This window comes from Nocardioides pakistanensis, from assembly GCF_054781215.1.
This window is the reverse complement of the sequence record NZ_BAAGUV010000063.1, coordinates 56,016-78,652: the sequence shown is the minus strand read 5'-3', so window position 1 is coordinate 78,652 and position 22,637 is coordinate 56,016. Positions and strand designations below refer to the sequence as shown.

Here is a 22,637-nt window from a genome sequence, read left to right as displayed (position 1 = left end):
GGTGCCCCGCGTCGCGGTGGATGATGTCGACCATCGCGTCGTCGGTGTAGACCTTGAACAACCAGTCCTCGGGGGGCTGGACGACCTGGAACCCCTCGCCCGCCAGCGCCTCGGCGGTCCGGGCGGCGTCCTCGTCGGCCACCATGAAGTCCACGTCGTGGTCGGGCTCGGGTCCACCGCGCGCCCACACGGCGTAGCCGCCGATCAGCGCGAACGGGATCCCGCTCTGCTTGAGCGCCACTGCGACGCGCTTGAGTGCTTCGCGCAGGTTCGCCTGCTCCTCGAGGACCATGGGTGAGCACTACCCCGAGACCACGGAGGACTAACGAGCCGGTGTCCGGGGCACGAGGACGTCATGCGAGTCGCGACGTTCAACATCCTGCACGGCCGCTCCCCCGCCGACGACCTCGTCGACGTGGACCGGTTCGCAGCCGCGGTGAAGACCCTCGACGCCGACGTCCTCGCCCTCCAGGAGGTCGACCGCAACCAGCCGCGTTCGGCGAACGCCGACCTGACGTCCGTCGCCGCCGAGGCGATGGGCGCGGTCGAGCACCGGTTCGTCGCGGCGCTGTCGGGCAGCCCGGGCGCGACCTGGATGGCGGCCACCGGCGACGAGCAACCGGACTCGGCCGCCTACGGCATCGCGCTGCTGAGCCGGCACCCGGTGCTGTCGTGGGAGGTGGTCCGGCTCGGGAGTACGCCGACCAGGGTGCCGATGTGGTTCCGGGGCAGCCGTCGTCCCGAGCTGGTCCGTGACGAGCCGCGGGTCGCCGTGGCCGCACGGGTGGAGACCCCTCGCGGTGAGCTGACCGTGGTGAACACCCACCTCTCCTTCGTCGGCTGGTGGGGCCGTCACCAGCTGCGCACGGTGATGCGCTCGCTCGACGGCACCGAGCCGATGCTGCTGGTCGGCGACCTGAACATGACCCTGCCCACGGCGCGGTCGATCACCGGGCTGACGCCGCTGGTGCGGTGCGCGACGTTTCCCGCGCCCGAGCCGCGCGAGCAGCTCGACCACGTGCTCGCTCGGGGTGACGTCGGAACGGTGACCGGCTGCTCCGCCCCGCTGCTGCCGCTCTCGGACCACCGGGCGCTGACCGTGGACCTGGCCTGAGCCGACACCGACCTCCTCTCAGCCGCCCAGCGTCCGGTGCGACACCGATGCCCCCGTGCGGTCGCGGAACTCGACGGTCGTGATCGCGCCGAACGAGGCGAGCCACCAGATCCCGCCCCCGTCGGGTGTGATCTCCGCCGTCGACACGGCGATCTCTCCCCCGTCCCTGCCGTAGTCCTCGGCGGTGACGCTCGTCGCCGCCGGCGGGAGCCAGCCGACGAGCACGGTGACCAGACCGTCCGCCGAGAGCCCGGTGAACCGTGCGGTCGCCGTGCTCGAGTGGTCCCCGATCGGCCGGCCGACGACGAACAGGTGGTCGCGGTGCTCCACGACGAAGCTGCCCACGCACCGGTCGGACCCGGGCGGTCGGAGGCAGGCGAAGGAGAGCTCGCCCAGGTCGCTGACGACCGCGTCGACGGCCCCCAGGCCGGTCAGCCAGTCGGGTGCGTCGGCGGCAGCCGGCTGCACGTACGGCGTCACCGCGTGGACGCCGAGGCCGACCACCTGACCGGTGACCCGGTCTTCCTGGGTCACGCCGGCCAGGGTGGTGTAGGGATCGGTCGCGGCGGGCACCACGACCAGGCCGTGGGCCTGGTAGGCACCGGGCAGCTCGGCGAGCACCCGTCGGGCGGCTTGGGTGGGTCCGGCGACCTCACCCGGGCCGAGCCCGGTCGTGGGCCAGTCCCACCGCGCCAGGACCCCCGGCAGGCCGATCACGAGCAGCACGGCCAGCACGGTCAGCGTGACCACGAGCCGGTCGTGTCGCGGTCGTTCGGTGGCGAACCCTTTACGACGCTCACGCCGAGCACCTCCCATGGAGCAACCTCCACGATCACACGCCGCCACGGCATGCGAAAGCCCCCGTCCCTTGCCGGTGCGCGGCGCGGGACGGGGGCTGGTCCTGGCGTCAGCCGAAGAAGACCTCGGCCTCGGCGTACAGCTCGGGGGTGACCAGCTTGAGCTGCCCGGTGCCCTCGGCGAGAGGGACCCGGATGATGTCGGTGCCGCGCAGCGCGACCATCTTGCCGTAGTCCTGCTCCTTGACCGCGGCGATCGCCGACAGCCCGAACCGGGTGGCGAGCCAGCGGTCGTAGGCGGTCGGGGTGCCGCCGCGCTGGACGTGGCCCAGCACGACCGCCCGCGCTTCCTTGCCGGTGCGCTTCTCGATCTCCTTGGCGAGCCGGTCCCCGATCCCGCCGAGGCGGACGTGCCCGAAAGCGTCCTTCTCCTCGGTCTGCAGCGTCATGTCGCCGCCCTCGGCCGGGACCGCGCCCTCGGAGACCACGATGATCGGCGCGAAGCCGTCGGCGAACCGGGAGTCGACGTACTGCGCGACCTTGTCGATGTCGAACGGCTGCTCGGGGATGAGTACGGCGGCCGCGCCACCGGCCATGCCGGAGTGCAGGGCGATCCAGCCGGCGTGACGGCCCATCACCTCCACGACGAGCACCCGCTGGTGGGACTCGGCGGTGGTGTGCAGCCGGTCGATCGCCTCCACGGCGATGTTGACCGCGGTGTCGAAGCCGAACGTGAAGTCCGTGCCGGACAGGTCGTTGTCGATGGTCTTCGGAACGCCCACGACGTTGACCCCGAGGTCGGCCAGCTTCGTGGCGACGCCGAGGGTGTCCTCGCCGCCGATCGCGACCAGAGCGTCGACCCCGGTCGCGGCGAGGTTCTCCTTGATCTTCTCCACCCCGCCCTCGATCTTGAACGGGTTGGTGCGCGAGGACTTCAGGATCGTGCCGCCCCGCGGCAGGATGCCGCGCACGGTCTCCCGGGTCAGCGGGACCGTGTCGCCCTCGAGCGGGCCGCGCCAGCCGCCGCGGAAGCCCACGAACTCGTAGCCGTACTCCTGTACCCCGCGCCGCACCACGGCCCGGATCACGGCGTTCAGGCCAGGGCAGTCCCCGCCTCCGGTCAGCACACCAACGCGCATCTGATTCGCTCCTTCGAGAGTGGTCGGTCCGAGCCTAGCCATCTGGATTGGATCGTTCCATACCGAACCGCCGTTGTCGGGACATCAGGCCCGCCACCGGCGGTCGTTGGTCCCGATATGGTCGGCCCATGACCTTCTCGATCGTCGCGCGGTCCGCCGACGGCCAGTCCTGGGGCGTGGCCGTGGCCTCGAAGTTCCTGGCCGTCGGGTCCGCCGTACCCGCAGCCGTGGCCGGCGTCGGCGCGATCGCCACGCAGGCCGACGCCAACGTCGCCTACAAGGGCCTGGCGCTGGCCCACCTGGACGAGGGAGCCACCGCCTCGGTCGCCCTGCAGCGGCTGCTCGAGGAGGACGACGGCCGCGAGCACCGGCAGGTCGGGATCGTCGACGTCGACGGCAACGCCGCCACGCACACCGGCCACGAGTGCTTCGACTGGGCCGGCGGGGTGACCGGCGACGGCGTCGCGATCCAGGGCAACATCCTGACCGGTCCCGAGGTGGTCGAGTCGATGAAGCAGGCGTGGGACGCCGCTGCCGACGAGCCCTCGCTCGGGCGCCGGCTGCTCGCCGCACTCGCCGCCGGCGACCAGGCCGGCGGCGACCGCCGGGGCCGGCAGTCCGCCGCCCTGCTCGTGGTCGAGGAGGGGGCCGGGTACGGCGGCCACGACGACGTCGCGGTGGACCTGCGCGTGGACGACCACGCCGACCCGGTCACCGAGCTGGCCCGTCTGCTGGAGCTCAACGAGCTCTACCTCACCGCCTCCACCGACGAGGAGAAGGTGGTCGTCGACGACGCCTTGCGGACCGAGCTGGACGACCGGGCGCGGCGGCTGGGCCACCGCGACTTCCACGCCTGGGTCGGCAGCGAGAACTACGAGATGCGGGTCTCGCGCGCCGGCGACGAGCAGCCCTGGGTCGACCGGCGGGTCCTGGCGATCCTCCGCGAGCAGAGCGGAGACGTGCAGTGAGCGTCCTCGCCATCGACGCCGGCACGACGGGCGTCACCGCGCTCGTCGTGACCCCCGACGGCACGATCGCCGCGAAGGCCTACCAGGAGTTCGGCCAGCACTTCCCCCGGCCGGGCTGGGTCGAGCACGCGCCGGAGGAGATCTGGCAGGCGACCCTGGAGGCGACCCGGGAGGTGGTCGCTGCCTACGAGAACGTCGGCGGCCCGGCCCTGCAGGCGATCGGGATCACCAACCAGCGCGAGACAGTGCTGCTGTGGGACCGCGAGACGCTCGGCTCGCCCCGCCGCGCGATCGTGTGGCAGGACCGTCGTACCGCCGAGATCTGCACCCGGATGCGCGAGGAGGGCCACGAGGACCGGATCCGCGAGCTGACCGGCCTTCGGCTGGACCCGTACTTCTCCGGCACCAAGCTGCGCTGGCTCGCCGAGCACGAGCCCAACACCTGGGCGCTCGTCGAGGACGGCCGCTACGCGATCGGCACCGTGGACTCCTACCTGGTCGCGCGGATGACCCGCGGCACCTGGCACGTCACCGACGTCTCCAACGCCTCGCGCACGCTGCTGTTCGACCTCGAGCGCGGCGACTGGTCCGACGAGCTGTGCTCGCTGTTCGGGGTGCCTCGCGCGGCGCTCCCGGAGATCGTCCCGTCGTGGGGGCCGATCGCCACCTCCGACCCGCGGTCGTTCGCGGGACTCGAGCTGCCGATCGCCGGGATCGCCGGTGACCAGCAGTCGGCGCTGTTCGGGCAGACCTGCTTCGACGTCGGTGACAGCAAGTGCACCTACGGCACCGGCTCGTTCATCCTCACCAACACCGGCTCGTCGGTGGTCCGGTCCGACGCCGGCCTGCTCTCGACGGCGGCGTGGCGCTCCCCGTCCGGCGAGACGACCTACGCGCTCGAGGGGGCGATCTTCGTCACCGGTGCCGCGGTGCAGTGGCTGCGCGACGGGCTGCAGATCGTCGGTGCGGCGCCGGAGACCGAGGCGATCGCGCGCACGGTCAGCGACTCGGCGGGCGTGGTGTTCGTGCCGGCGCTGACCGGCCTGGGCGCGCCCGACTGGGACCCCCACGCGCGGGGTCTGATCATCGGGATCACCCGAGGCACGACCCGGGCCCACATCGTCCGCGCGACGCTGGAGGCGATCGCCTTCGAGGTCCGCGACGTGATCGAGACGCTCCCCGAGCGCGCCTCGCTGTCGGCGCTGATGGTCGACGGCGGCGCCTCGGCCAACGACCTGCTCTGCCAGGTGCAGGCCGACCAGCTCGGGGTGCCCGTCGAGCGGCCCCGGATCGTGGAGACCACCGCCCTGGGCGCAGCGTTCCTCGCCGGGCTCGGCACCGGCGTGTGGAGCTCCACCGACGAGCTGCGCGAGACCTGGCACCTCGACCGGCGCTTCGAGCCGCAGGGCGACCGCGCCGCGGCCGACGCCGCCCACGTGCGCTGGCGTGACGCCGTCGAGCGGTCCAAGGGCTGGGCCTGACCTCGGCCTCAGCTCATGTAACGCGGGGTTATGGACACAACACACGCGGCATGACACGGGTGAAGCGTCCATAACCCGTGGGAAGTCACCGGCTACCGGACGCTGTCCAGTCGCTTGCGGGCCTGCTCCACCGCGGCCTTCGCGGCGGCGACAGCCTCCTCGCGCTCGTCGCGGGCGTCCTCGGCCTCGCTGAGCTCGTCCTCGTTTGCCTCGAGCCGCTCCTCGACCTCGGCGAGCCGTCGGCGCAGCTCCTCGAGCTCGGCCTGCAGCTGCAGCGCCTTGGCCTCGCGCTTCTCCACCTTGCGCTGGGCCTTGGCCAGCCGGCGTTCGGCGTCCGCCAGCTCGGCCTCGGTTTCGGCGAGCGCGTCCTCGGCCTCCTTCACGGCACGGGAGCTGTCCTGGACGACGGTGAGGTCCGGCTTCTGCGGCTCGGGGCCCTTGCGTCCTGACGTGGGACGAGCCGAAGCCCGTCGTACGGCGGTCTGGCCGAGCGCACCGGCGACGGCCACCGACTCGGCGACGCCGGACGCCTCCAGGCCGGTCACCGCAAGCGGCTTGACCAGCATCCCGGTGCGCACCGCCTCGGCGGCGGCCTCGTCGACCATCCCGACGTGCAGGGTCTCCTGGACCTGGTCGGCGATCGACTCCCCGATCTTCTGACCGAGCTCGGCGGCGAGGCCGCGTGCCTCGCGGGTCACCGCCGCGGTGAGCTGGCGCCGCTGCCGACCGAGCTGACGCAGCTCCTCCCCCGCCATCGACGCCTGCGCCTCGCGCAACGCCGCACCGAGGTCGAGCACCTGCTGCACCTGGTCGGGCTCGTGACGCACCAGCATGTTGACCACCCAGGCGGCGGTGGTCGGCTTCGCCAGCTTCTTGATCTCCGCGGCGAGCGCCTTGTCGCCGTCGTCCTTGGCCCTGGCGGCGAGCTCGCTGCGCCGAGCGACGAACTCGTCGGGCAGCGCGGCGTACAGCTCGTCAGCCACCTCGGTCAGGTCCACCCGACCGAGCATAGGGCGCGGCTCCGGCGGGTCACTTGGCACGGCGAACCTGCACTTGGCACGGCATGTGTGCCGTGCCAAGTGGAGGCTTCCCAAGTGAACATGGGAAACCGGAACGGCGCGGGATCAGCGGAGCGCGCGGACCCGGTACCGGAACGGCAGGTTGTCGTCGAGCGGGGTGCCGCCGCAGGAGAACGGGCTGGTGTGCAGCTGCCGCCCGCAGTCGCGGGAGCGGGTGCTGGCGTTGGTCAGCGAGAGCACGACACCGGCGACGCGGCGCTTGTTGAACGGCACCACGAAGCGGGTGTCGCCCTTGCGGTTGAGCCGGACCCCCTGCCAGCGCACCCGGCCGTCGCGCAGGTGGATCATCACGTTGGCCTGCGACCCGCGGAAGCGGGGAGGCAGGTCGAGGTCGACCCGCAGCCGCCACCGGCCGGCCAGGCCACGGCCGGGACGGAGGATCACGTGGTCGGTGCTGAGGTGGCTCAGCCGGAGCGCGGTCAGCGCCCGCGGACGGTTGGCCGGCGGCCGCAACCGCCAGGCGTCCGCCGCCGGACGAGCCTTGGTGAGCGTGTGGTCGCGCGACGGCGCCCCGACGAAGCCGCGGTACTTGGCGCCCTCGTCGTACCAGGAGGCTGCGATCCGGTTCACCGCGCCGAAGTCGCCGAAGACCTGCTCGAAGGAGGTCTTGCGCTGGGCCAGCACCCGGCGCAGCGCCTGCAGGCTGCTCTCCGGGCTGCCGTCGGCTGCGAGGCGCTGCCAGACCTGGCGCACGACGGCCGTGTCCGGCTTGCCGGGCGCGCCGAGGTACTCGGTGAGGAACCGCCACCAGATCCACGAGCCGTAGGCCCAGTTGAAGTCGTCGGGGTCGATGAAGTCCAGCGGCGCCTGGGAGACGCTGAGCGCGCTCCGGGCGAGGTACTGCAGGTTGTCGTCGATGTCGTCGTAGACCTCGTCCTCGATCCACGCGGCCGTGCCCTCGGCGACCCAGTAGTCCATCTGGTTGGTGTAGGCGAACTGCACCAGGTGGAAGAACTCGTGCGCGGCCGTGACCTTGAGGTCGGCCAGTGGCCGGCCGGAGTAGCCCACGAAGTCGTTGTCGATCACGCAGTAGCCGGGCACCCGGCGCGGCCGGGGGTCACTGACCTCGGGCACGCAGTAGCCGTACACCGGGACCGACAGGTCGTGCAGCTCGGCGAGGTAGACGTCGGGCCGGCCGTCCGGGCCGTGGTCCGGCATCGAGGAGTCGTCGATCGGCTCGGCGTAGCCGAGGTCCTCGACGATGGTGCCCCAGACCTCCTCGAGCACGTCCTGGGTGGTCTCCACCCAGACCGGGAGCCCGCTCGGCGCGAGCCGGGCCGGGGGCGCGTGCGGGTTGTCCTCGGTGACCCAGTGCACGCAGACGTTGAGGTCCTCGCCACCGGGTGCGTCGCACGTGTTGGCGGTCTGGGCGCCGCCGTACCCGACGCCGAGCTGGGCGTCGTCCACGCCGTTGGTCGGGCGCGCCAGGATCCGCCGAGCCGTACGACGGTCGGCGGGCTCGAGATCACCGACCCGGGCGGCCAGCTCACGGAGCACCGCCGTGGGGTGCTCGACGGCACCGCCCTCGGCCACCGACGACGGGGAACGCCGCATCGCACCGGTCCGCACCGGCTGCGACCGGAAGAGCTGCCGGGCCGCGTCGAGCGCCTCCTCGGCCTCCTCGCTGTGCTGCCCGCCGGGGTCGGTGGCGTTGCCAGGCTGCGACGGCGTCGCCGGAGCAGCCAGGGCCGCCGGCGGCAGCGTGACGAGCAGGACCGCTGCCAGGGCAGCCCCGATCCCGGTGTGGATGCGCATGGTCCCCCTCCGGGACTGTGGTTCTTGAAAGTAAAGCCTAGGGCCTGGGTCGCCGCACGGGGGACATAACGCGCGGATCCGGACTCATCCCTCGTCGTCGAGGCCCTGCTCGATGGCATACCGGACCAGCTCGACGCGGTTGTGCATCTGCAGCTTGCGCAGGGTGTTCTGCACGTGGTTCTGCACGGTGCGGTGCGAGAGCACCAGCCGCTCGGCGATCTGCTTGTAGGAGAGACCCTTCGCCACCAGCCGGAGCACCTCGGTCTCCCGGTCCGTCAGCCTGGGGGTGTCGTCGCGGGCGGCCGGGGCGTCGGAGAGCCGGCGGTACTCCCCCAGCACCAGCCCCGCGAGCCCCGGGGTGAAGACGGTGTCTCCACGGGCGACCCGGGAGACCGCGTCGACGAGCTCCTCACGCGAGGCGGACTTCACGAGGTACCCGGTGGCGCCGGCCTTGACCGCCTCGAGCACGTCGTCCTGCTCGCCGGACGCGGAGAGGATCAGCACGCGCAGATCGGGGAAGTCCGGCACGAGCGTGGCGGTGACCGCGACACCGTCGGGGGCGGGGATCTGCAGGTCCAGGACCAGGACGTCCGGTCGCGCGGCGCGCGCCCGGTTGACCGCCTCGGTCCCGTTCGCGGCGGTCGCCACCACCTCGAAGCCGGCGTCACCCAGGTCTCGGGCCACTGCCTCGCGCCACATCGGGTGGTCGTCGACGACCATCACCTTGATCGCGGTCACGGGCTCCCCCTCGCTGTTGTGTGGCCGCAGGCTACCGACTGCCGGCCGGGCGGACGTAGCGCCCCCGCCGGTGCACGAGCGGCTCGGTCTCCTCACCGATCTCCACGTGCTCGATGACCGCCTCGACCAGCAGCGACCAGCCGGCCTCCCGCGGCTCACCGGCCAGCCGCACCCCCATCCAGGCACCGGCCCCCTCCAGCCGCGGTCCCCAGTCGGTGTCGACCCACGACCCCAGCCGGAACAGCCCTCCCGGCGCGGGTGCCAGCCCGGCGAAGGCCTCGGCCAGGTCGCGGTGCTCCCAGTCCAGCAGCTGTACGACGGCCACCTGGTTGTCCTGCACGGCGTCGGCCAGGTCGGAGTCGGGATCCACGAGCGCCAGGACCCGACTCGGTTCGCCGGCGGCGACCATCAGCGAGGACACGGTCAGCCCGGCCCGGGCGGGGCCCTCCCCGGTGGTCCACAGCGACACCGTCCCGCCGAGCCGGCCCCGGAACCGGCGCACGGGATCGCGCTCGGACTCGGGCTGGGCGAACGGGTGCTCGGAGTGGATCGTCATGCCCGCAAGTTACCTCGGGCGTGGCACGACCAGCTCCCACTCGGTGCCCTGTCCGGGCGCGGTCACCAGGGCCGCCGTACCCCCGAGGTCGGCGAGCCGACCACGGATCGACTGCGCGACCCCGAGCCGGCCCTCGGCCTGGGCCGCGTCCAGCCTGCCCGCGGGGATGCCCAGCCCGTCGTCGCGGACGGTGAGCACCACCTGGTCACCGAGGTCCTCCAGGAGCACCCACGCGTGAGCCTGCGCACCGGCGTGGCGACGGACGTTGTCGAGACAGGCAGCGACCGCCGCGACCAGCTCGTCGACGGCACCGTCGGCCAGGACCACCGGAGTGGCAGGCACCGAGACCGTCACCTGGCCGGTGCCCAGCGGACGAAGCCGGGCCGCGAGGTCGGCGCCCGCGCCGGTGGACGGCGGCACGGCCGTCGTGCTCCCCTGCTGCACGAGCGCCCGGAGCGCGGCCTCCTGCTCGCCGGCCAGCCGGCCCAGCTCGGCGGCCTCCCCGCCGATCTCGTGGCCGCGCCGCTGCACCAGGGCGAGCACCTGGAGCACGCCGTCGTGCACGGCTCGGGCCAGGCGGGCGCGCTCCGCGGCAGCGGCTGCCTCGCGCTCGGCCCGGTCGCGGGCGGCGGCCATCTCCTTGAGCAGCCCCGAGGTGTAGCCGAGGACCGGCCCGCCGATCATCAGCAGGAAGATGTTGCCGTAGTTGGTCTGGTCCAGGTCGCTGCGCACGGCGACGTCGGCCATGGACACCGCGAGCGAGGCGATCAGGCCGCTGACCAGGTGCCCATGGACGCCCCAGGCGAGGACCACGCCCATCACCCAGAAGCCCGGCACCGTGGACGTCGCGTCCGGCCCCTTCGCGAGCGGCGAGACCAGGAGCAGGGCCACCGTGACGACGAGATCCGCGACGAGCAACGGGCTGCGCCGCCACGTCGGCCGGTCGTAGGCGACGACCACGAAGGCGGTCCAGCCGGTCATCACCGCCATGGCAAGCCCGCCGACGACCGGACGAGCCAGGTCGTCCCAGCGGTAGACGTTGAGGACCAGCGCGTTGACGAGCACGACCACCCGCAGCACCGCCAAGGCGCGGTACATCGTGGTCTCGACCGCTTCGGTGGCGGCGTCGGCCGGACCCGACAGCCCCAGCAGCCCGGCCAGGCCGTCGCGGCCCATCAAGAGGCTTTGAGCTCGGAGTTCCCGGACTCGGCTGCTGCCTTGCGGCTCTCCGCGCGCGCCTTCTCCTTGTCGAGCGCCTTGGCCTTGGTGGCGTAGATGTCGACGTACTCCTGGCCGGAGAGCTGCATGATCTCGTACATGATCTCGTCGGTGATCGACCGCAGGATGTAGCGGTCGTTCTCCAGCCCCTCGTAGCGGGAGAAGTCCAACGGCTTGCCGAACCGGACCAGCGGCCGGGTGAACGAGCCGAACTTCTTGCCGGGCGGGGCCACGACGTCGGTGCCGACGACCGCCACGGGGATCACCGGGACGCCGGTCTCGAGCGCGAGACGCGCCACCCCGGTCTTGCCGCGGTACAGCTTGCCGTCGTGCGAGCGGGTGCCCTCGGGGTAGATCCCGAACAGCTCTCCCGAGCCAAGGATCCGCTTCGCCGACAGCAAGGCGCCCTCCGCGGCGCTGCCGCTCGAGCGGTCGATGGGGACCTGGCCCGCGCCGGAGAAGAACCCGCGCTGCAGCCACCCCTTGAGGCCGCGGCCGTTGAAGTACTCCGCCTTGGCGACGAAGGTGACCCGGCGCGGCAGCGTCAAGGGCATGAACAGCCAGTCGGCGTAGGACAGGTGGTTGCTCGCCAGGATCGCGGGACCCTCGGTCGGCACGTGCTCGGCGCCCTCCACCCGAGGGCGGAAGACGAGGCGCAGCAGGGGGCCGAGCAGCACCCATTTGAGCAACCAGTAGAACACCCGTGACCTCCCGTATCGTGACGCCAACCCTAGCCCCGTTTCGGGCCGCGTGCGACGATGCCCCCAACGGCTCGCGTGCGCCCGCGCGCGACGTCCGCCCGCCCCGTCGTACCGCTCTGGAGTCCCCTGTGCCCATCGCCTCCCACGCCGAACCCTTCTTCGCCAGCGCCGCCCCCGATGCACACCCCGACGGCCGGCGGGTCGGCGTCCTGCTCAGCCACGGGTTCACCGGTTCCCCCGCGTCGATGGTGCCGTGGGGCAAGCACCTGGCCGAGCAGGGCTTCGGCGTCGCGGTCCCGCGGCTGCCCGGGCACGGCACCTCCTGGCAGGAGATGAACCGGACCCGGTGGCAGGACTGGTACGGCGAGCTCGACCGTGCCTTCGAGAAGCTGAGCTCCGAGCACGACGACGTCGTGGTCGGCGGCCTGTCGATGGGCGGCGGTCTGGTGCTCAAGCTGGCCGCCGAGCGGGGCCGCGACGTCGCCGGCGTGATGCTCGTCAACGCCGCGGTCGCCTCGAGCAACAAGCAGCTGCTCGCCGTACCGCTGCTGAAGTGGGTGGTGCCCTCCATGCCGGGCATCGGCAACGACATCAAGAAGCCCGGGCAGGAGGAGTACGGCTACGACCGCGTCCCGCTCAAGGCGCTGGGCTCGATGATGGCCGGCTGGAAGGCGGTCCGCGAGGACCTGGCCAAGGTGACCCAGCCGATCATCCACTTCCGCTCCGCCGAGGACCACGTGGTCGACCCGTCGTCGTCGCAGATCATCGCCGGCAAGGTCTCCTCGCGAGACGTCCAAGAGCGCATTCTGGAAAACAGCTACCACGTGGCTACGCTCGACAACGACGCTCCTGCGATCTTCGAGGAGTCCGTCGACTTCATCCGACGAGTGACGAGGCGATGAGCCAGAACCCCGACGACCCGAATGACCCCGCCGAGCGCGGGCCGTCCTCCGGTGCGGAGGGGTCCGACCGCAAGCTCGACGAGGAGGCGGCGTGGCGCGAGATCGTCGCCCACTACGGCGAGGAACCGACCGTCGACGCACCCGAGCCGGCGTCGACTGAACCGCCGGCGGGCCGCGACGAGCGGCTGCGCGACCTCTTCCAGCCCAGCTGGAACGACCCGCTCGACACCGAGGCGTCGTGGGACGACGAGGGCCACTTCGTGCCGCCGAGCCCGCCGCCGATGCCGGTCCTCGACCCGCGCCGGCGTCTGGCGTGGGCGGGCCTGTTCGGCTCCCCGCTGCTCATGCTGGTGGCCGTCGTACTCGGCTGGACCCTGCCGGACTGGGTGATGTTCCTGCTCGCCGTCGCCTTCGCCGGCGGCTTCGTCTACCTGGTCGCGACCATGCCTCGCAAGCGCGGCGACGGGTACGACGACGGCGCGGTCGTCTGACCGGTCACCCGACCAGCTTCACGATCCGGGCGCCGAGATCGCACTGGGCAAGCCCGAAGGCACAGTCCCGGTTGATCTTCGCCACGGGGCTGAACCGCTTGTGCCGGAACCGGATCTCATCCTTGTCGGCGCCGGTGATCTCGACGGTGATGAAACCGACGATCCGGAAGTCCTTGCCGTTGTCCTTGTCGCCTGACGAGCCGCCGCCGTTGTTGCCGCCCCGCGCCTGCGCAGCCAGGTTGCTTTCCGCCGGCGTGGGTGTGACCGTGTCACCCTCCGACGGCCAGTTCTCCAGCGGCGGGACCTCCCCGCCGCTCTTGTCGCGGTAGACGTCGTACACCGGCAACACGATCTCGTCCCCGATGAGGTCCTGGACATAGCCGACCAGGTTCGACCTGAGTCCCGGGGAACCGTCGATCCAGACCTCATCGCCGACGGTGGAGCTGCTGACCTCGCCCGGGTATCCCATGACGAGGTCGGACACCGTCCCGTCCGCACCGCCGTTCCCCCGGGACCCCTCGAAGTTGATCAGGCCCCACGTGCTCTGCGCCAGGCCACAGGTGCTGTCCCCCTTGTCGATGGGGTAGCTGTACTCCTGCCCAGGGATGGCCGCGGCCTCGCGGGCCCGGCCCAGGCACATGCCCAGCGGACGCAGGCCGACCACGTTCTTGGGCGTCGCAACGACAGCCGTGGCTCTCGTCTGCACAAGGAGCTCGTCGGTCCCAGCAGCCCGCCCGATGACCGTCTGCGAACGCTGCCTTGCATCGATGGTGACGAGGAGACCCAGCGAGGGGTCGCAGGTCACCTGCACGCCGCCGAAGGCGACCTCGTCGTGGTTGCCGAGGTTGTCCTCGAAGAACCTGTCGGCCACCGACGCAGTCGAGGCCGTCGAGCCGCCGTTCCAGGAAGTGTCGGAGCCGTTCTCGATGGCAGTTGCGAGCTCGCTGCACGTGGCCCCGAGGGGCGCGAACTCCCTCACGTGCGAGGCAGCGGCGAGGGCGGATGCTTCGACGGCGTTCTGGAGGAACCGTTTGTTGGCGTAGGCCAGGCCGAACTCGCTCACCCAGGCGGTCGCAACCAGTGCGACGAAGGAGATGAACACCGCCACGAGGACGGCGACACCGCCGCGCTCGTCGCGTCGTGGTGTCAGGACTCGCACCGGTACACCCCGGTGGCGGTGCGCGGGATGGTCATCTCGGGCACGAACGGCAAGCTGACCACCGCATCGAACTCAGCCGTGACGACGAGCCTCTGGCTGGAGGCGTCCTCGTCACACGGGATGCTGCCGGAAGCACCGGAGACCTGGCTGCTGCCCGAACCGACATCGCAGAGTGCCGATCCCCCAGCAAGCGCGGCCACGTCGGCAAGGGCGTCCTCGCGACGCACGGTGACCGCGACCTGGGTGGGCTCCATGCCCAGTGACAACGCCTGCCCACGGGTCGCGTCGACGACGTCCTGACACGTGGCCATGGCCAGCGCGTTGACCGCCCCGAGCCGCGCCCCCGACCGAGCCGCGTTCGCCAGTGCTGACGACTGCGCGAAGATCATCGCGAACTGCACGATCGCGAAGATGAAGGCCAGCAACAGCGGCGTGACCAGCGCGAACTCCAGCGCCGCCGCGCCACGCTCCTGCGACACGCCCGATCGTCTCGCGAATCTCATCTCCTGCTGACCTTCCGCATCAGCCCCCGTAGTGGACTTATCGGACAGTCGGATGCGGGACTTGAGGAAAGAGGCGAAACAGATCAATCCCACTGGCTGTCCGGGTCCTCCGGCCAGTCCGCGTCGAGGTCGATCTTCTCCACCCCGCCGCCGGCCGAGGAGTCGTCCGCCTTCGGCGCTGCGGTGGCCATCGCGGCGGCCGCGGCCTGGAACAGCGAGGTCGCTGCCGTGGTGAGATGGGCGCGCACTTCGGGGCTGGTCCCGCGCACGGCTGAGATCATCCGGCAGACAGGGCAGTACTTGCAGTCCTCGCCGCCGGTGGCGAGGTGCTCGTTGACGGACTTGAACGCCTCGGAGGCCGAGGCGGCTGCTCCGGCGTACTCCCCGCCGGTCTCACGCGCCCAGTCCGACAGGGCGGCGAAGAGCTTCAGCGCCTCCTCGGAGACGCTGCCGATCTCGTCGTCGTGGTCGGTCACGCCGGCTTCCCAGCGGGGTCGGCGAACAGGATCTCGAGCCCGGCGTCGTCCACCCGTGCACCGGCGAGCGTCTGCTTGGTCAGCGCGGCAGGCAGCGCGACCAGTCGACGGTAGGAACCCACAGTCACCACCAGTTCATGTCCGTGTCGGGCGAGATCCACGTCCTCCCTGGCGACGAACGGTAGTGCGATGCGCAGGGAGGTCCCGGACCGGGTCCGGCGTACGGTCAGCGGCCCGTCTCCGCTCGGGCGGGCGAACGGGTCGTCCGACCCGTACAGATCAGCGGCGAAGCGTCCCAGCTCATCCGGCCCGAGCGGCTCGCGAGTCTGGTACGTCGACCGCCAGATCGGAAGACCGCCGAAGGACTGCTCGACGTCGGAGAGGACGCGGGACTGCGCTGCCACCCAGCCGTCGCGCCACGAGTCGGAGCCGGCCTCGGGGAAGACCCGGTTCGCCACCACGCCGTCGACGCGGTAGCCGAACAGCGACAGCGTGGTCAGCGAGCGCCGTGCCTCTGCGACGACCATGGTCTCCGGGGTGAGCACGAGGCGGACGCTGGCGTGCTCGCCCGTCAGCAGTCCGTGCACCTCCTCGAGATCACGGTGCAGGCGCTCGATGGCGTCGAAGACGGTGTCCTGCGGCATCGGCACGCCGGCGGCCCTGCTGAGCACCGGGCGCAGTGCCTTGACGACACGGCGCTCCAGGGGCAGGACCCGGTCCATGTACCAGCCGAGCGCCTCCGGCAGGGCCAGCAACCGGAGGGTCTCGGCCGTCGGCGCGCAGTCGACCACGAGCAGGTCCCACTGCCCCGACCGAGCGTGGGCCCGCACCTCCAGCAACGCGAGCACCTCCTCGGCGCCGGGGATCACGGTGAGCTCCTCGGCAGCGATGGCGTCCACCCCGACGGTGTCGAGCACCGACAGCAGGTAGCCCTGGATCTCCGACCAGGACTGCTCGAAGCGGCGCTGAGCATCGACCTGCTGCACGTGGAGCCCCGGCTCGACCTCTGTCGGCTCAGCCCCGATCGGCACACCGAAGACGTCGGAGAGCGAATGAGCTGCGTCGGTGGACAGCACGAGAGTGCGCTGACCGCTCCTGGCGCCCAGCGTGGCCGTGCCGGCGGCCACGGTCGTCTTGCCGACGCCGCCCTTGCCGGTGAGGAGGATGACCCGCACGCGTCAGCTGAGCGACTCGACGCGCTTCTTCAGTCCCTTGAGCGCCGTGTCGATGATGACCTTCTCCGCCTTGCGCTTGAGCATGCCGATCATCGGGATCGAGATCTCGACCGCGAGCCGGTAGGTGACCTCGGTGGTCCCGTCGCCCTGCTCGTCAAGCTCGTAGGTCCCGTCCATTCCCTTGAGCATCTTGCCCTCGGCCAGCCACCAGCGCACGGAGCGGTCGCCGTCCCAGTCGTACTCGAGGGTGTACTGGTCCTTGATGGGACTGGCGTCGAGCTCGAAGTAGACCTGCTTGGCCCGGCCGTCGCTTCCGTCCTCGACGACCTCCGCGGTCTTCACGCCCTGTGCCCACTCGGGGTAGGCGTCGAACCCGGCGATCACCGCCATGATGTCTGCAGGCGCGGCGTTGACCACGATGCTGGACGTCGTCTGTTCGGCCATGGCACTCCGGATCCCTTACTCACTGGCAGCAGGTGTCGCGAGCGTACCCGGTTCCCCGCGACCAGGCAGCCGGGGGCGGACTACTCCGCCAGCTTGACGACCCGCAGGCCGAAGTCGCAGTCGCTTCCCAAGCCGCAGTCGAGGTCGAGAGTGCCGGCCGACAGGTGCCTGACGAAGCGCAGCTGCAGGTAGTTGGCGTTGCCGCCGCCGCGGGGACTCGGCGGCTGGTTCGCCGCAGCCTCACGGTCGGTGATGAACTCCGGCAGCCAGGCGAAGAAGTCGTGGGTGTCCCGATAGGTCCATCCCCTGTCCAACGCGACCAGCCACTGGTGCCAGGGGTCCGACGGCTTCGTGTTCGCTCGAGCCCAGGTCAGCACGTCCCAGGTGTCCTGCTGGGTCCACTGGCCGGCCTCGAACTTGGCGATCCAGGGCAACAGCGGGTCCGCCTCGGGCGCCGGCTCCTCGACACCGTTCGAGCGGTCGTTCCACGAGGCGTCGGCGCAGCTGGACTCACCGGAAGACTTGTCGGAGGCGCCCTGGAAGTCGTAGGCGCAGATCTCGACGAAGATGTACCCGGTCACGACGTACTTCGCGTTGTTGCCCTTCCCGCTCACGCTCGAGTACACCGGCAGCGGGATGTCCTGGCCGAGGATCGCCGACATGTCGTCACCGAGGCCGCCGAAGGAACCAGTCTGGGCATTCACGATCGAGGGGTCCGGCAGGGCGCCGGCGTACCCCTCCTTGATCCAGCACTCCAGCATCGCGGAGTCGCTGTCGCAGTCCTTCCCCGATCCGCGTCCCCCTCCGGTGCCGTCGAAGTCGAGCAGGCCCCAGTTGCCTGACGTGCTGCCGCCGCCGCAGTCCTCCTCACCCTTGACGAACGTCAAGGTCAACGGCTGCCCGTTACCCGAGAGGAGCTCCTCGGCGTCCTGACCGCAGATCGCGAACGGTCGCAGGCCCCGCGGGATGCCGACACCGACGACAGCGCGGGCGTCTTCACGCAGCGCGATCCCGTCCGCCCCCAGCACTCCCCCGAAGAAGGTCGGGCTCGGCTGGGCACCGAGGGCCGAGACCACCAGCTGCTCGGCGCCCGTGTCACCGAGCGCGGTGCACTCCACCCGGAACCCTGTGGCACCGTCTTGCAGCACGACTCCCTCGCCCGGCGCGTTCTGCTCGAGGAACTCGACGGCGAACTCCCGGAGCTCGTCCTGGTCGAGCGAGTCGAGGATCTGCTCGCAGGTCTGCCGGGTGCCTGTCGCTGTGGCGATCTTCTGCCCCACGGCCAGGACGGCGGCATCCACCCCGTTCTGGAGACGGCGCTGGTTGGCGTAGGCCATGCCGAAGTCCGTGACGAAAGCGAGCACGCCGATCAGGACAACCGTGAGGGCCGCGACCAGGAGTGCCGCGGCACCGCGCTCACCGGTGGGCCGGTGGAGCAGCCTTCTCATCCCGAGTACTCACACTGGTAGGCGCCGGTGGCGGTGAGCTCCATCCCATCGATCCCGGGCACGGGCAGTCCGATGTCGGTGATGTAGCGGCCCTCCACGAACAGCGTGTCCGGGTCGCTCGCCGGCGACCCGACGCAGGGCAGGACATCGATCTCGGGCGCGTCCGCGCCTGAGACGGCCGAGCAGACGACCGTGGTGCCCCGCTTGACGGTGATTGCGACCTTCTTGCCGTCGCTCAGACCGATCGTGCGAGCCGCACCGCGTGCCTTGGTGATGACCTCTTCGCAGGTGTGGTCGCCGTTGTAGAGGTTGACCGACCCGAACCGGGCGCCGGAGCGCACGGCGTTGGAGATGGCGGCCTGTTGTGCGAGCACCAGGCCGTAGCCGATGATCCCGAAGACCAGCAGCAACAGAACGGGCAGGACGAGGGCGAACTCGACGGCGACGGCACCCTCCCCGGTGCGTCGACGCCTGCCGCCCAAGTCACGTGATGCCCACATGCGGGACAGTGGCATAGTGACCTCTCTCGGACACAACAATTGTGCCTCGATTGCAAGTGAAATGTCGGATTTGGCCAGATTGGCCCGGTTGTCCAGACCAGGGAGGTCCGGGTGCGCGAGTACGCCACGCCCCCTGTGGCCGACTCCCCCGTGCGGGGGAACCTCACCGATGACCTCCTGACCAGGGCCCGGGTCGCCCCCGACGACGCTGCGCTCGCTCGCAAGACGTCCGCAGGCTGGGAAGACGTCAGCACGGTCGGCTTCCTGGCGGAGGTCCGCGCCGTTGCCAAGGGTCTGGTCGCTGCCGGCATCGAGCCGGGGCAACGGGTCGGCATCATGTCCGGCACGCGCTACGAGTGGACGCTGCTCGACTACGCGATCTGGTACGCCGGCGGGGCCGGCGTACCCCTCTATGAGACCGCCTCACCCGACCGGACCGCCTGGATCCTCTCCGACTCGGGCGCGGTGGCGCTGGTGTGCGAGACCACGACCCAGGCCGCTGCGGTCGACGAGATCGGTGACCAGCTGCCGGACCTGCGACTCCGATGGGTGATCGACGAGGGCGCGATCGAGGAGCTCACCGCGCTCGGGGCCGGTGTCTCCGACGAGCAGCTGGAACGGCGACGGTCCACGGCCGGACCCGCCGACCTCGCGACGATCGTCTACACCTCCGGCACGACCGGCCGCGCCAAGGGCTGTCCGATCACCCACGGCGCCCTCGTGTCCGAGCTCGACGGCGCGCTGAGCGAGCTTCACGAGCTCTTCGAGGAGGAGGGGGCCGCAACCCTGCTCTTCCTCCCGCTCGCCCACATCTTCGCTCGGGTGATCCAGGTCGGAGCGATTCGCGCCGGGGCGCGCCTGGGGCACGTCCGTGACGTGAAGCGGCTGCGCGAGGACCTCGCGACCTTCCGGCCGACGTTCGTGCTCGGCGTCCCCAGGGTCTTCGAGCTGCTGTTCAACACCGCCTCCCAGGAGGCCGCCGCGGACGGGCGGGGCCGGCTCTTCGACCAGGCGACCGAGACCGCGATCGCCTACAGCAAGGCACTGGACACCGGTCGCCCGGGCGTCCTTCTCCGGGCCCGTCACGCGCTGTACGACCGACTCGTCTACCACCACCTTCGCGAGACCCTCGGCGGCCGGTGCCGCTACGCGGTGTCCGGCGGCGCTCCGCTGGGCGAGCGCCTCGGCCACTTCTACCGAGGCCTGGGCCTGGTGGTCCTCGAAGGCTACGGCTTGACCGAGACGACCGCCGCCGTGACCGCCAACACGCCGACGATGGTGAAGATCGGCACGGTAGGGCGCCCGTTGCCGGGGGTCTCCGTGCGGGTGGCCGACGACGGCGAGCTGCTGGTGCGCGGAGACCAGGTCTTCGACGGCTACTGGAGGAACTCCGAGGCCACGGCCGAGGTGCTCGACCACCAGGGCTGGTTGCACACCGGTGACCTCGGTGAGATCGATGAGGAGGGCTTCGTCCGGATCGCCGGACGCAAGAAGGAGCTGTTGATAACCGCCGGGGGCAAGAACGTCTCCCCCACCCTCCTCGAGGACCGGCTCCGAGCGCATCCACTGGTCAGCCAGTGCCTGGTGGTCGGCGACAAGCGGCCCTATGTCGCGGCCTTGATCACGATGGACCCGGACTCCGTGCGGCTCTGGGCCGAGCGGCTGGGCAAGCCGTCCGATCCCGCGCTTCTCGTCGACGACGCCGATTTGCGAGCGGAGCTCCAGAAGGCGGTCGACGACGCCAACCAGGCGGTCTCCCAGGCCGAGGGCATCCGGCGCTTCACGGTCCTGGACGTGGATTGGACCGAGGAGGCGGGACACCTCACGCCCAGCCTGAAGCTGCGCCGGACCGCGCTCATGCGGGACTTCGCTCCCGAAGTAGAGGCTTTGTACGACTTGTCCTGAAAGACTAGTCACCCTCGTACGAATAGACATATTTTCGAGACGAGAAGCCCTTCTGTGTAGAACCCTTGATTTTCGGATCGGGGGGCCGATCTAAAGGGACGAGAACCTCTCGGGGGCTCGTCGTGGGGATGGATCACACACAGACGTGGAAGTGACATGGGACGTAGAACGGTTCTACTCATCGTGGCGGCGCTGATCGCGACCGTCGGCACGACCTTGGTCTTCCTGTACGTCCGGGGGGTCGAGGCGCGCGCAGCGCAGAAGTACGACGCGGTCGAGGTGCTGACCGCCGTCGACGTCATCAACCCCGGCGAGACACTCAACGAGGCCCAGGCCGCCGGCAAGATCCAGATGGGCACGGTCCCGGAGTCGCAGGTGCTCACCGGGGCGACCACGAGCATCGCCGGCCTCGGCGAGAAGGTCGCCCTCACCGCCGTCTACCCCGGCGAGCAGATCGTCACCGCCAAGTTCGGTGAGGCCGGCGACCAGGAGGTGCTCAGCATCCCGAAGGGGCAGATGGCGATCTCGATCAACCTGACCGACCCGGCCCGCGTAGCCGGCTTCGTCAACCCTGGCGCAGAGGTGGCGATCTTCAGCTCGGTGGATGCCGGGGCGATGGGGAACACCAAGCCGACGACCCGGCTGCTGCTGCCGCGTGTCTCGGTGATCGGAGTGGGTACCACCACCGTGGTGTCGACCACGGTGACCGACCAGACAGGTGAGCAGACCGTCGAGGAGCTTCCGAGGACCCTGATGACGCTGGCCGTGGACCAGGCGGATGCGGAGAAGATCATCTTCGCCGCACGCAACAGCGAGGTCTCCTTCGCGCTCCTCACCGAGGACTCCAAGGTGAGCGCCGGCCCCGGGGTCACCTCCGACAGCGTGTTCAGGTGATCTGATGCCCACCATCGTCGACTCATCGCCCGCGAACGTCGAGACGTTCGCGGCCGCGATCGCCTCGTCCTCCAGACACGTCGCGTCCCTGGACGACCTGAAGCGGACCCTCGCCGAAAACAGCGACGAGTACGCCATCGTGCTCGGCCCGACCGTCGACCTCGAGGCGGCCGCAGCCCTCGCGGACACGCTGCGGGTCACCATGCCGGCGACCAGCGTGATCCTGATCCGCCGCCGGGTGGACACCAGCGTGCTGGCCGAGGCGCTTCGCTCCGGCATGCGCGAGGTGATCGAGGAGCGGGACCTCGCCGGGCTGGGCCAGGCCGTCAGCCGGGCCGCACAGGTGTGGGAAGCGCTTCACGGCCCCGCTGCGCTGACGTCCGGCGAGCAGGGCCGGCAGATCACCGTCTTCTCCCCCAAGGGCGGCGTCGGCAAGACGACGATGGCGGTCAACCTCGCGCTCGCTTTGCAGCGGGAAGGGAGGGAGGTGTGCCTCGTCGATCTCGACCTCGGCTTCGGTGACGTGGCGATCACCCTCCAGCTGTTCCCCGCTCGCACGCTGGCGGACGCGATCCCGCTCGAGGCGGGCCTCGACATCGAGTCGCTGGAGGCGCTTCTCACGCCACACCGGCACGGCATCCAGACCCTGGTCGCACCCGTCCAGCCGGACGCGAAGGACGCCATCCCGGCGGCCCTGGTCGGCAAGGTGCTGCGACTGCTGAGGAGCCGGTTCGACTACGTCGTGGTCGACACCGCCCCCAGCTTCGACGAGCACGTGCTCCAGGCGATCGACGAGACCGACGAACTGGTCCTGGTGACCACGCTCGACGTGCCCACGCTGAAGAACGTCAAGATCGCGGTCGAGACGCTGGACCTGCTCAACTTCCCCAAGGAGCGTCGTCGACTGGTGCTCAACCGCGCCGACGAGAAGGTCGGGCTCACCGCCGACAAGGTCGAGAGCACGCTCGGCATGCCGATCGCCGCTTCGATCCCGACCTCCCCGCAGGTCGCCAGCGCCACCAACGCCGGCGACCCGATCCTTGCGGCCCAGCCCAAGCACATCGTGAGCAAGGCGATCTCGGCCCTGGCCGCCGAGCTGGAAGGGACCTCCACCGAGGAGGTCGACCCGCCCGAGGAGCGCCGCAGGGCCGCTGCCCCGAAGCGCAGCCTCCTCCGAAGGAACAGCAGGTAGCC

At 70.8% G+C, this 22,637-nt stretch carries 24 protein-coding genes; 9 read left to right on the top strand and 15 right to left on the bottom strand.

Annotation, left to right across the window (positions count from 1 at the left end; all coding sequences use genetic code 11):
- Position 1: 1 nt before the first annotated feature.
- Complete coding sequence (locus ACYVIH_RS19280; protein WP_460871160.1) at positions 2-298, top strand: hypothetical protein; 297 nt, start codon at positions 2-4, stop codon at positions 296-298.
- A gap of 57 nt (positions 299-355) precedes the next feature.
- Positions 356-1,114: an endonuclease/exonuclease/phosphatase family protein gene (locus tag ACYVIH_RS19275; RefSeq protein WP_460871159.1), complete on the top strand. Its 759-nt coding sequence runs from the start codon at positions 356-358 to the stop codon at positions 1,112-1,114.
- An 18-nt stretch (positions 1,115-1,132) separates the two neighbouring features.
- On the opposite strand, the gene ACYVIH_RS19270 is transcribed toward ACYVIH_RS19275, so the two are convergent.
- Together ACYVIH_RS19270 and ACYVIH_RS19265 are read right to left on the bottom strand one after the other, a co-directional pair.
- Positions 1,133-1,930 (bottom strand): hypothetical protein, encoded by a 798-nt coding sequence (locus ACYVIH_RS19270; protein WP_460871158.1) that lies wholly within the window; start codon positions 1,928-1,930, stop codon positions 1,133-1,135.
- A gap of 91 nt (positions 1,931-2,021) precedes the next feature.
- The gene (locus ACYVIH_RS19265; protein ID WP_460871157.1) at positions 2,022-3,050 is read right to left on the bottom strand and encodes a 6-phosphofructokinase; all 1,029 of its coding nucleotides are present in this window, start codon (positions 3,048-3,050) and stop codon (positions 2,022-2,024) included.
- A gap of 128 nt (positions 3,051-3,178) precedes the next feature.
- On the opposite strand from ACYVIH_RS19265, the gene ACYVIH_RS19260 reads away from it, so the two are divergent.
- Positions 3,179-4,018 carry a DUF1028 domain-containing protein gene (locus tag ACYVIH_RS19260; RefSeq protein ID WP_460871156.1) on the top strand — a complete coding sequence of 280 codons (840 nt, stop codon included), beginning with the start codon at positions 3,179-3,181 and terminating at the stop codon, positions 4,016-4,018.
- A complete protein-coding gene (glpK, locus tag ACYVIH_RS19255) occupies positions 4,015-5,499 on the top strand; it encodes a glycerol kinase GlpK (RefSeq protein ID WP_460871155.1) in 1,485 nt (494 codons plus the stop codon). The genes ACYVIH_RS19260 and glpK overlap by 4 nt, the downstream gene beginning before the upstream one ends.
- Before the next feature lie 92 nt (positions 5,500-5,591).
- On the opposite strand, the gene ACYVIH_RS19250 is transcribed toward glpK, so the two are convergent.
- The 6 genes from ACYVIH_RS19250 to ACYVIH_RS19225 form a co-directional block, all read right to left on the bottom strand.
- Positions 5,592-6,497, bottom strand: a complete 906-nt coding sequence (locus ACYVIH_RS19250) for a hypothetical protein (RefSeq protein WP_460871154.1) — start codon at positions 6,495-6,497, stop codon at positions 5,592-5,594.
- 126 nt (positions 6,498-6,623) lie between these two features.
- The gene (locus ACYVIH_RS19245) at positions 6,624-8,333 is read right to left on the bottom strand and encodes an MXAN_6640 family putative metalloprotease (protein WP_460871153.1); all 1,710 of its coding nucleotides are present in this window, start codon (positions 8,331-8,333) and stop codon (positions 6,624-6,626) included.
- A gap of 84 nt (positions 8,334-8,417) precedes the next feature.
- On the bottom strand, positions 8,418-9,053 hold the full coding sequence (locus ACYVIH_RS19240; RefSeq protein ID WP_460871184.1) for a response regulator: 636 nt from the start codon (positions 9,051-9,053) through the stop codon (positions 8,418-8,420).
- A gap of 49 nt (positions 9,054-9,102) precedes the next feature.
- On the bottom strand, positions 9,103-9,627 hold the full coding sequence (locus tag ACYVIH_RS19235; protein WP_460871152.1) for a flavin reductase family protein: 525 nt from the start codon (positions 9,625-9,627) through the stop codon (positions 9,103-9,105).
- 9 nt (positions 9,628-9,636) lie between these two features.
- Positions 9,637-10,803, bottom strand: coding sequence for a MacS family sensor histidine kinase (gene macS / locus ACYVIH_RS19230; RefSeq protein WP_460871151.1), 1,167 nt, complete (start codon positions 10,801-10,803; stop codon positions 9,637-9,639).
- Positions 10,803-11,546, bottom strand: coding sequence for a lysophospholipid acyltransferase family protein (locus ACYVIH_RS19225; protein WP_460871150.1), 744 nt, complete (start codon positions 11,544-11,546; stop codon positions 10,803-10,805). The genes macS and ACYVIH_RS19225 overlap by 1 nt, the downstream gene beginning before the upstream one ends.
- A 128-nt stretch (positions 11,547-11,674) precedes the next feature.
- Between ACYVIH_RS19225 and ACYVIH_RS19220 the strand changes: the two genes are divergently transcribed.
- Both ACYVIH_RS19220 and ACYVIH_RS19215 read left to right on the top strand, forming a co-directional pair.
- Entirely contained in the window at positions 11,675-12,448 is a 774-nt protein-coding gene (locus ACYVIH_RS19220; protein ID WP_460871149.1) for an alpha/beta hydrolase, read from the top strand.
- Positions 12,445-12,939 carry a hypothetical protein gene (locus ACYVIH_RS19215; RefSeq protein WP_460871148.1) on the top strand — a complete coding sequence of 165 codons (495 nt, stop codon included), beginning with the start codon at positions 12,445-12,447 and terminating at the stop codon, positions 12,937-12,939. The genes ACYVIH_RS19220 and ACYVIH_RS19215 overlap by 4 nt, the downstream gene beginning before the upstream one ends.
- A gap of 4 nt (positions 12,940-12,943) precedes the next feature.
- On the opposite strand, the gene ACYVIH_RS19210 is transcribed toward ACYVIH_RS19215, so the two are convergent.
- The 7 genes from ACYVIH_RS19210 to ACYVIH_RS19180 all read right to left on the bottom strand — a co-directional run bounded on the left by ACYVIH_RS19210 (position 12,944) and on the right by ACYVIH_RS19180 (position 18,644).
- Positions 12,944-14,098, bottom strand: a complete 1,155-nt coding sequence (locus ACYVIH_RS19210) for a pilus assembly protein TadG-related protein (RefSeq protein ID WP_460871147.1) — start codon at positions 14,096-14,098, stop codon at positions 12,944-12,946.
- The gene (locus tag ACYVIH_RS19205; RefSeq protein WP_460871146.1) at positions 14,086-14,577 is read right to left on the bottom strand and encodes a TadE/TadG family type IV pilus assembly protein; all 492 of its coding nucleotides are present in this window, start codon (positions 14,575-14,577) and stop codon (positions 14,086-14,088) included. The genes ACYVIH_RS19210 and ACYVIH_RS19205 overlap by 13 nt, the downstream gene beginning before the upstream one ends.
- Positions 14,578-14,684: 107 nt before the next feature.
- The gene (locus ACYVIH_RS19200; protein ID WP_460871145.1) at positions 14,685-15,077 is read right to left on the bottom strand and encodes a hypothetical protein; all 393 of its coding nucleotides are present in this window, start codon (positions 15,075-15,077) and stop codon (positions 14,685-14,687) included.
- A complete protein-coding gene (locus tag ACYVIH_RS19195; protein ID WP_460871144.1) occupies positions 15,074-16,252 on the bottom strand; it encodes an ArsA family ATPase in 1,179 nt (392 codons plus the stop codon). The genes ACYVIH_RS19200 and ACYVIH_RS19195 overlap by 4 nt, the downstream gene beginning before the upstream one ends.
- Before the next feature lie 3 nt (positions 16,253-16,255).
- Positions 16,256-16,696, bottom strand: coding sequence for an SRPBCC family protein (locus ACYVIH_RS19190; RefSeq protein ID WP_460871143.1), 441 nt, complete (start codon positions 16,694-16,696; stop codon positions 16,256-16,258).
- An 80-nt stretch (positions 16,697-16,776) separates the two neighbouring features.
- On the bottom strand, positions 16,777-18,144 hold the full coding sequence (locus ACYVIH_RS19185) for a Tad domain-containing protein (protein WP_460871142.1): 1,368 nt from the start codon (positions 18,142-18,144) through the stop codon (positions 16,777-16,779).
- Positions 18,141-18,644, bottom strand: coding sequence for a TadE/TadG family type IV pilus assembly protein (locus tag ACYVIH_RS19180; RefSeq protein ID WP_460871141.1), 504 nt, complete (start codon positions 18,642-18,644; stop codon positions 18,141-18,143). Before ACYVIH_RS19180 ends, ACYVIH_RS19185 begins: the two co-directional genes overlap by 4 nt.
- A 111-nt stretch (positions 18,645-18,755) precedes the next feature.
- Here ACYVIH_RS19180 and ACYVIH_RS19175 point away from each other — a divergent pair, with 111 nt between their 5' ends.
- The 3 genes from ACYVIH_RS19175 (at position 18,756) to ACYVIH_RS19165 (ending at position 22,635) form a co-directional block, all read left to right on the top strand.
- Entirely contained in the window at positions 18,756-20,549 is a 1,794-nt protein-coding gene (locus ACYVIH_RS19175) for an AMP-dependent synthetase/ligase (protein WP_460871140.1), read from the top strand.
- A 183-nt stretch (positions 20,550-20,732) separates the two neighbouring features.
- On the top strand, positions 20,733-21,443 hold the full coding sequence (cpaB, locus tag ACYVIH_RS19170; RefSeq protein ID WP_460871139.1) for a Flp pilus assembly protein CpaB: 711 nt from the start codon (positions 20,733-20,735) through the stop codon (positions 21,441-21,443).
- Positions 21,444-21,447: 4 nt separating this feature from the next.
- A complete protein-coding gene (locus ACYVIH_RS19165) occupies positions 21,448-22,635 on the top strand; it encodes an AAA family ATPase (RefSeq protein WP_460871138.1) in 1,188 nt (395 codons plus the stop codon).
- The last annotated feature ends 2 nt before the right edge of the window (positions 22,636-22,637 follow it).

Coding starts and splice junctions, on each gene's coding strand:
- macS (WP_460871151.1), bottom strand. CDS start 10,803: ATGGGCCGCGACGGCCTGGCCGGGCTGCTGGGGCTGTCGGGTCCGGCC.
- ACYVIH_RS19190 (WP_460871143.1), bottom strand. CDS start 16,696: ATGGCCGAACAGACGACGTCCAGCATCGTGGTCAACGCCGCGCCTGCA.
- ACYVIH_RS19235 (WP_460871152.1), bottom strand. CDS start 9,627: ATGACGATCCACTCCGAGCACCCGTTCGCCCAGCCCGAGTCCGAGCGC.
- ACYVIH_RS19275 (WP_460871159.1), top strand. CDS start 356: ATGCGAGTCGCGACGTTCAACATCCTGCACGGCCGCTCCCCCGCCGAC.
- ACYVIH_RS19165 (WP_460871138.1), top strand. CDS start 21,448: ATGCCCACCATCGTCGACTCATCGCCCGCGAACGTCGAGACGTTCGCG.
- ACYVIH_RS19240 (WP_460871184.1), bottom strand. CDS start 9,053: ATGGTCGTCGACGACCACCCGATGTGGCGCGAGGCAGTGGCCCGAGAC.
- ACYVIH_RS19215 (WP_460871148.1), top strand. CDS start 12,445: ATGAGCCAGAACCCCGACGACCCGAATGACCCCGCCGAGCGCGGGCCG.
- ACYVIH_RS19245 (WP_460871153.1), bottom strand. CDS start 8,333: ATGCGCATCCACACCGGGATCGGGGCTGCCCTGGCAGCGGTCCTGCTC.
- ACYVIH_RS19270 (WP_460871158.1), bottom strand. CDS start 1,930: ATGGGAGGTGCTCGGCGTGAGCGTCGTAAAGGGTTCGCCACCGAACGA.
- ACYVIH_RS19185 (WP_460871142.1), bottom strand. CDS start 18,144: ATGAGAAGGCTGCTCCACCGGCCCACCGGTGAGCGCGGTGCCGCGGCA.
- ACYVIH_RS19265 (WP_460871157.1), bottom strand. CDS start 3,050: ATGCGCGTTGGTGTGCTGACCGGAGGCGGGGACTGCCCTGGCCTGAAC.
- ACYVIH_RS19260 (WP_460871156.1), top strand. CDS start 3,179: ATGACCTTCTCGATCGTCGCGCGGTCCGCCGACGGCCAGTCCTGGGGC.
- ACYVIH_RS19180 (WP_460871141.1), bottom strand. CDS start 18,644: ATGTGGGCATCACGTGACTTGGGCGGCAGGCGTCGACGCACCGGGGAG.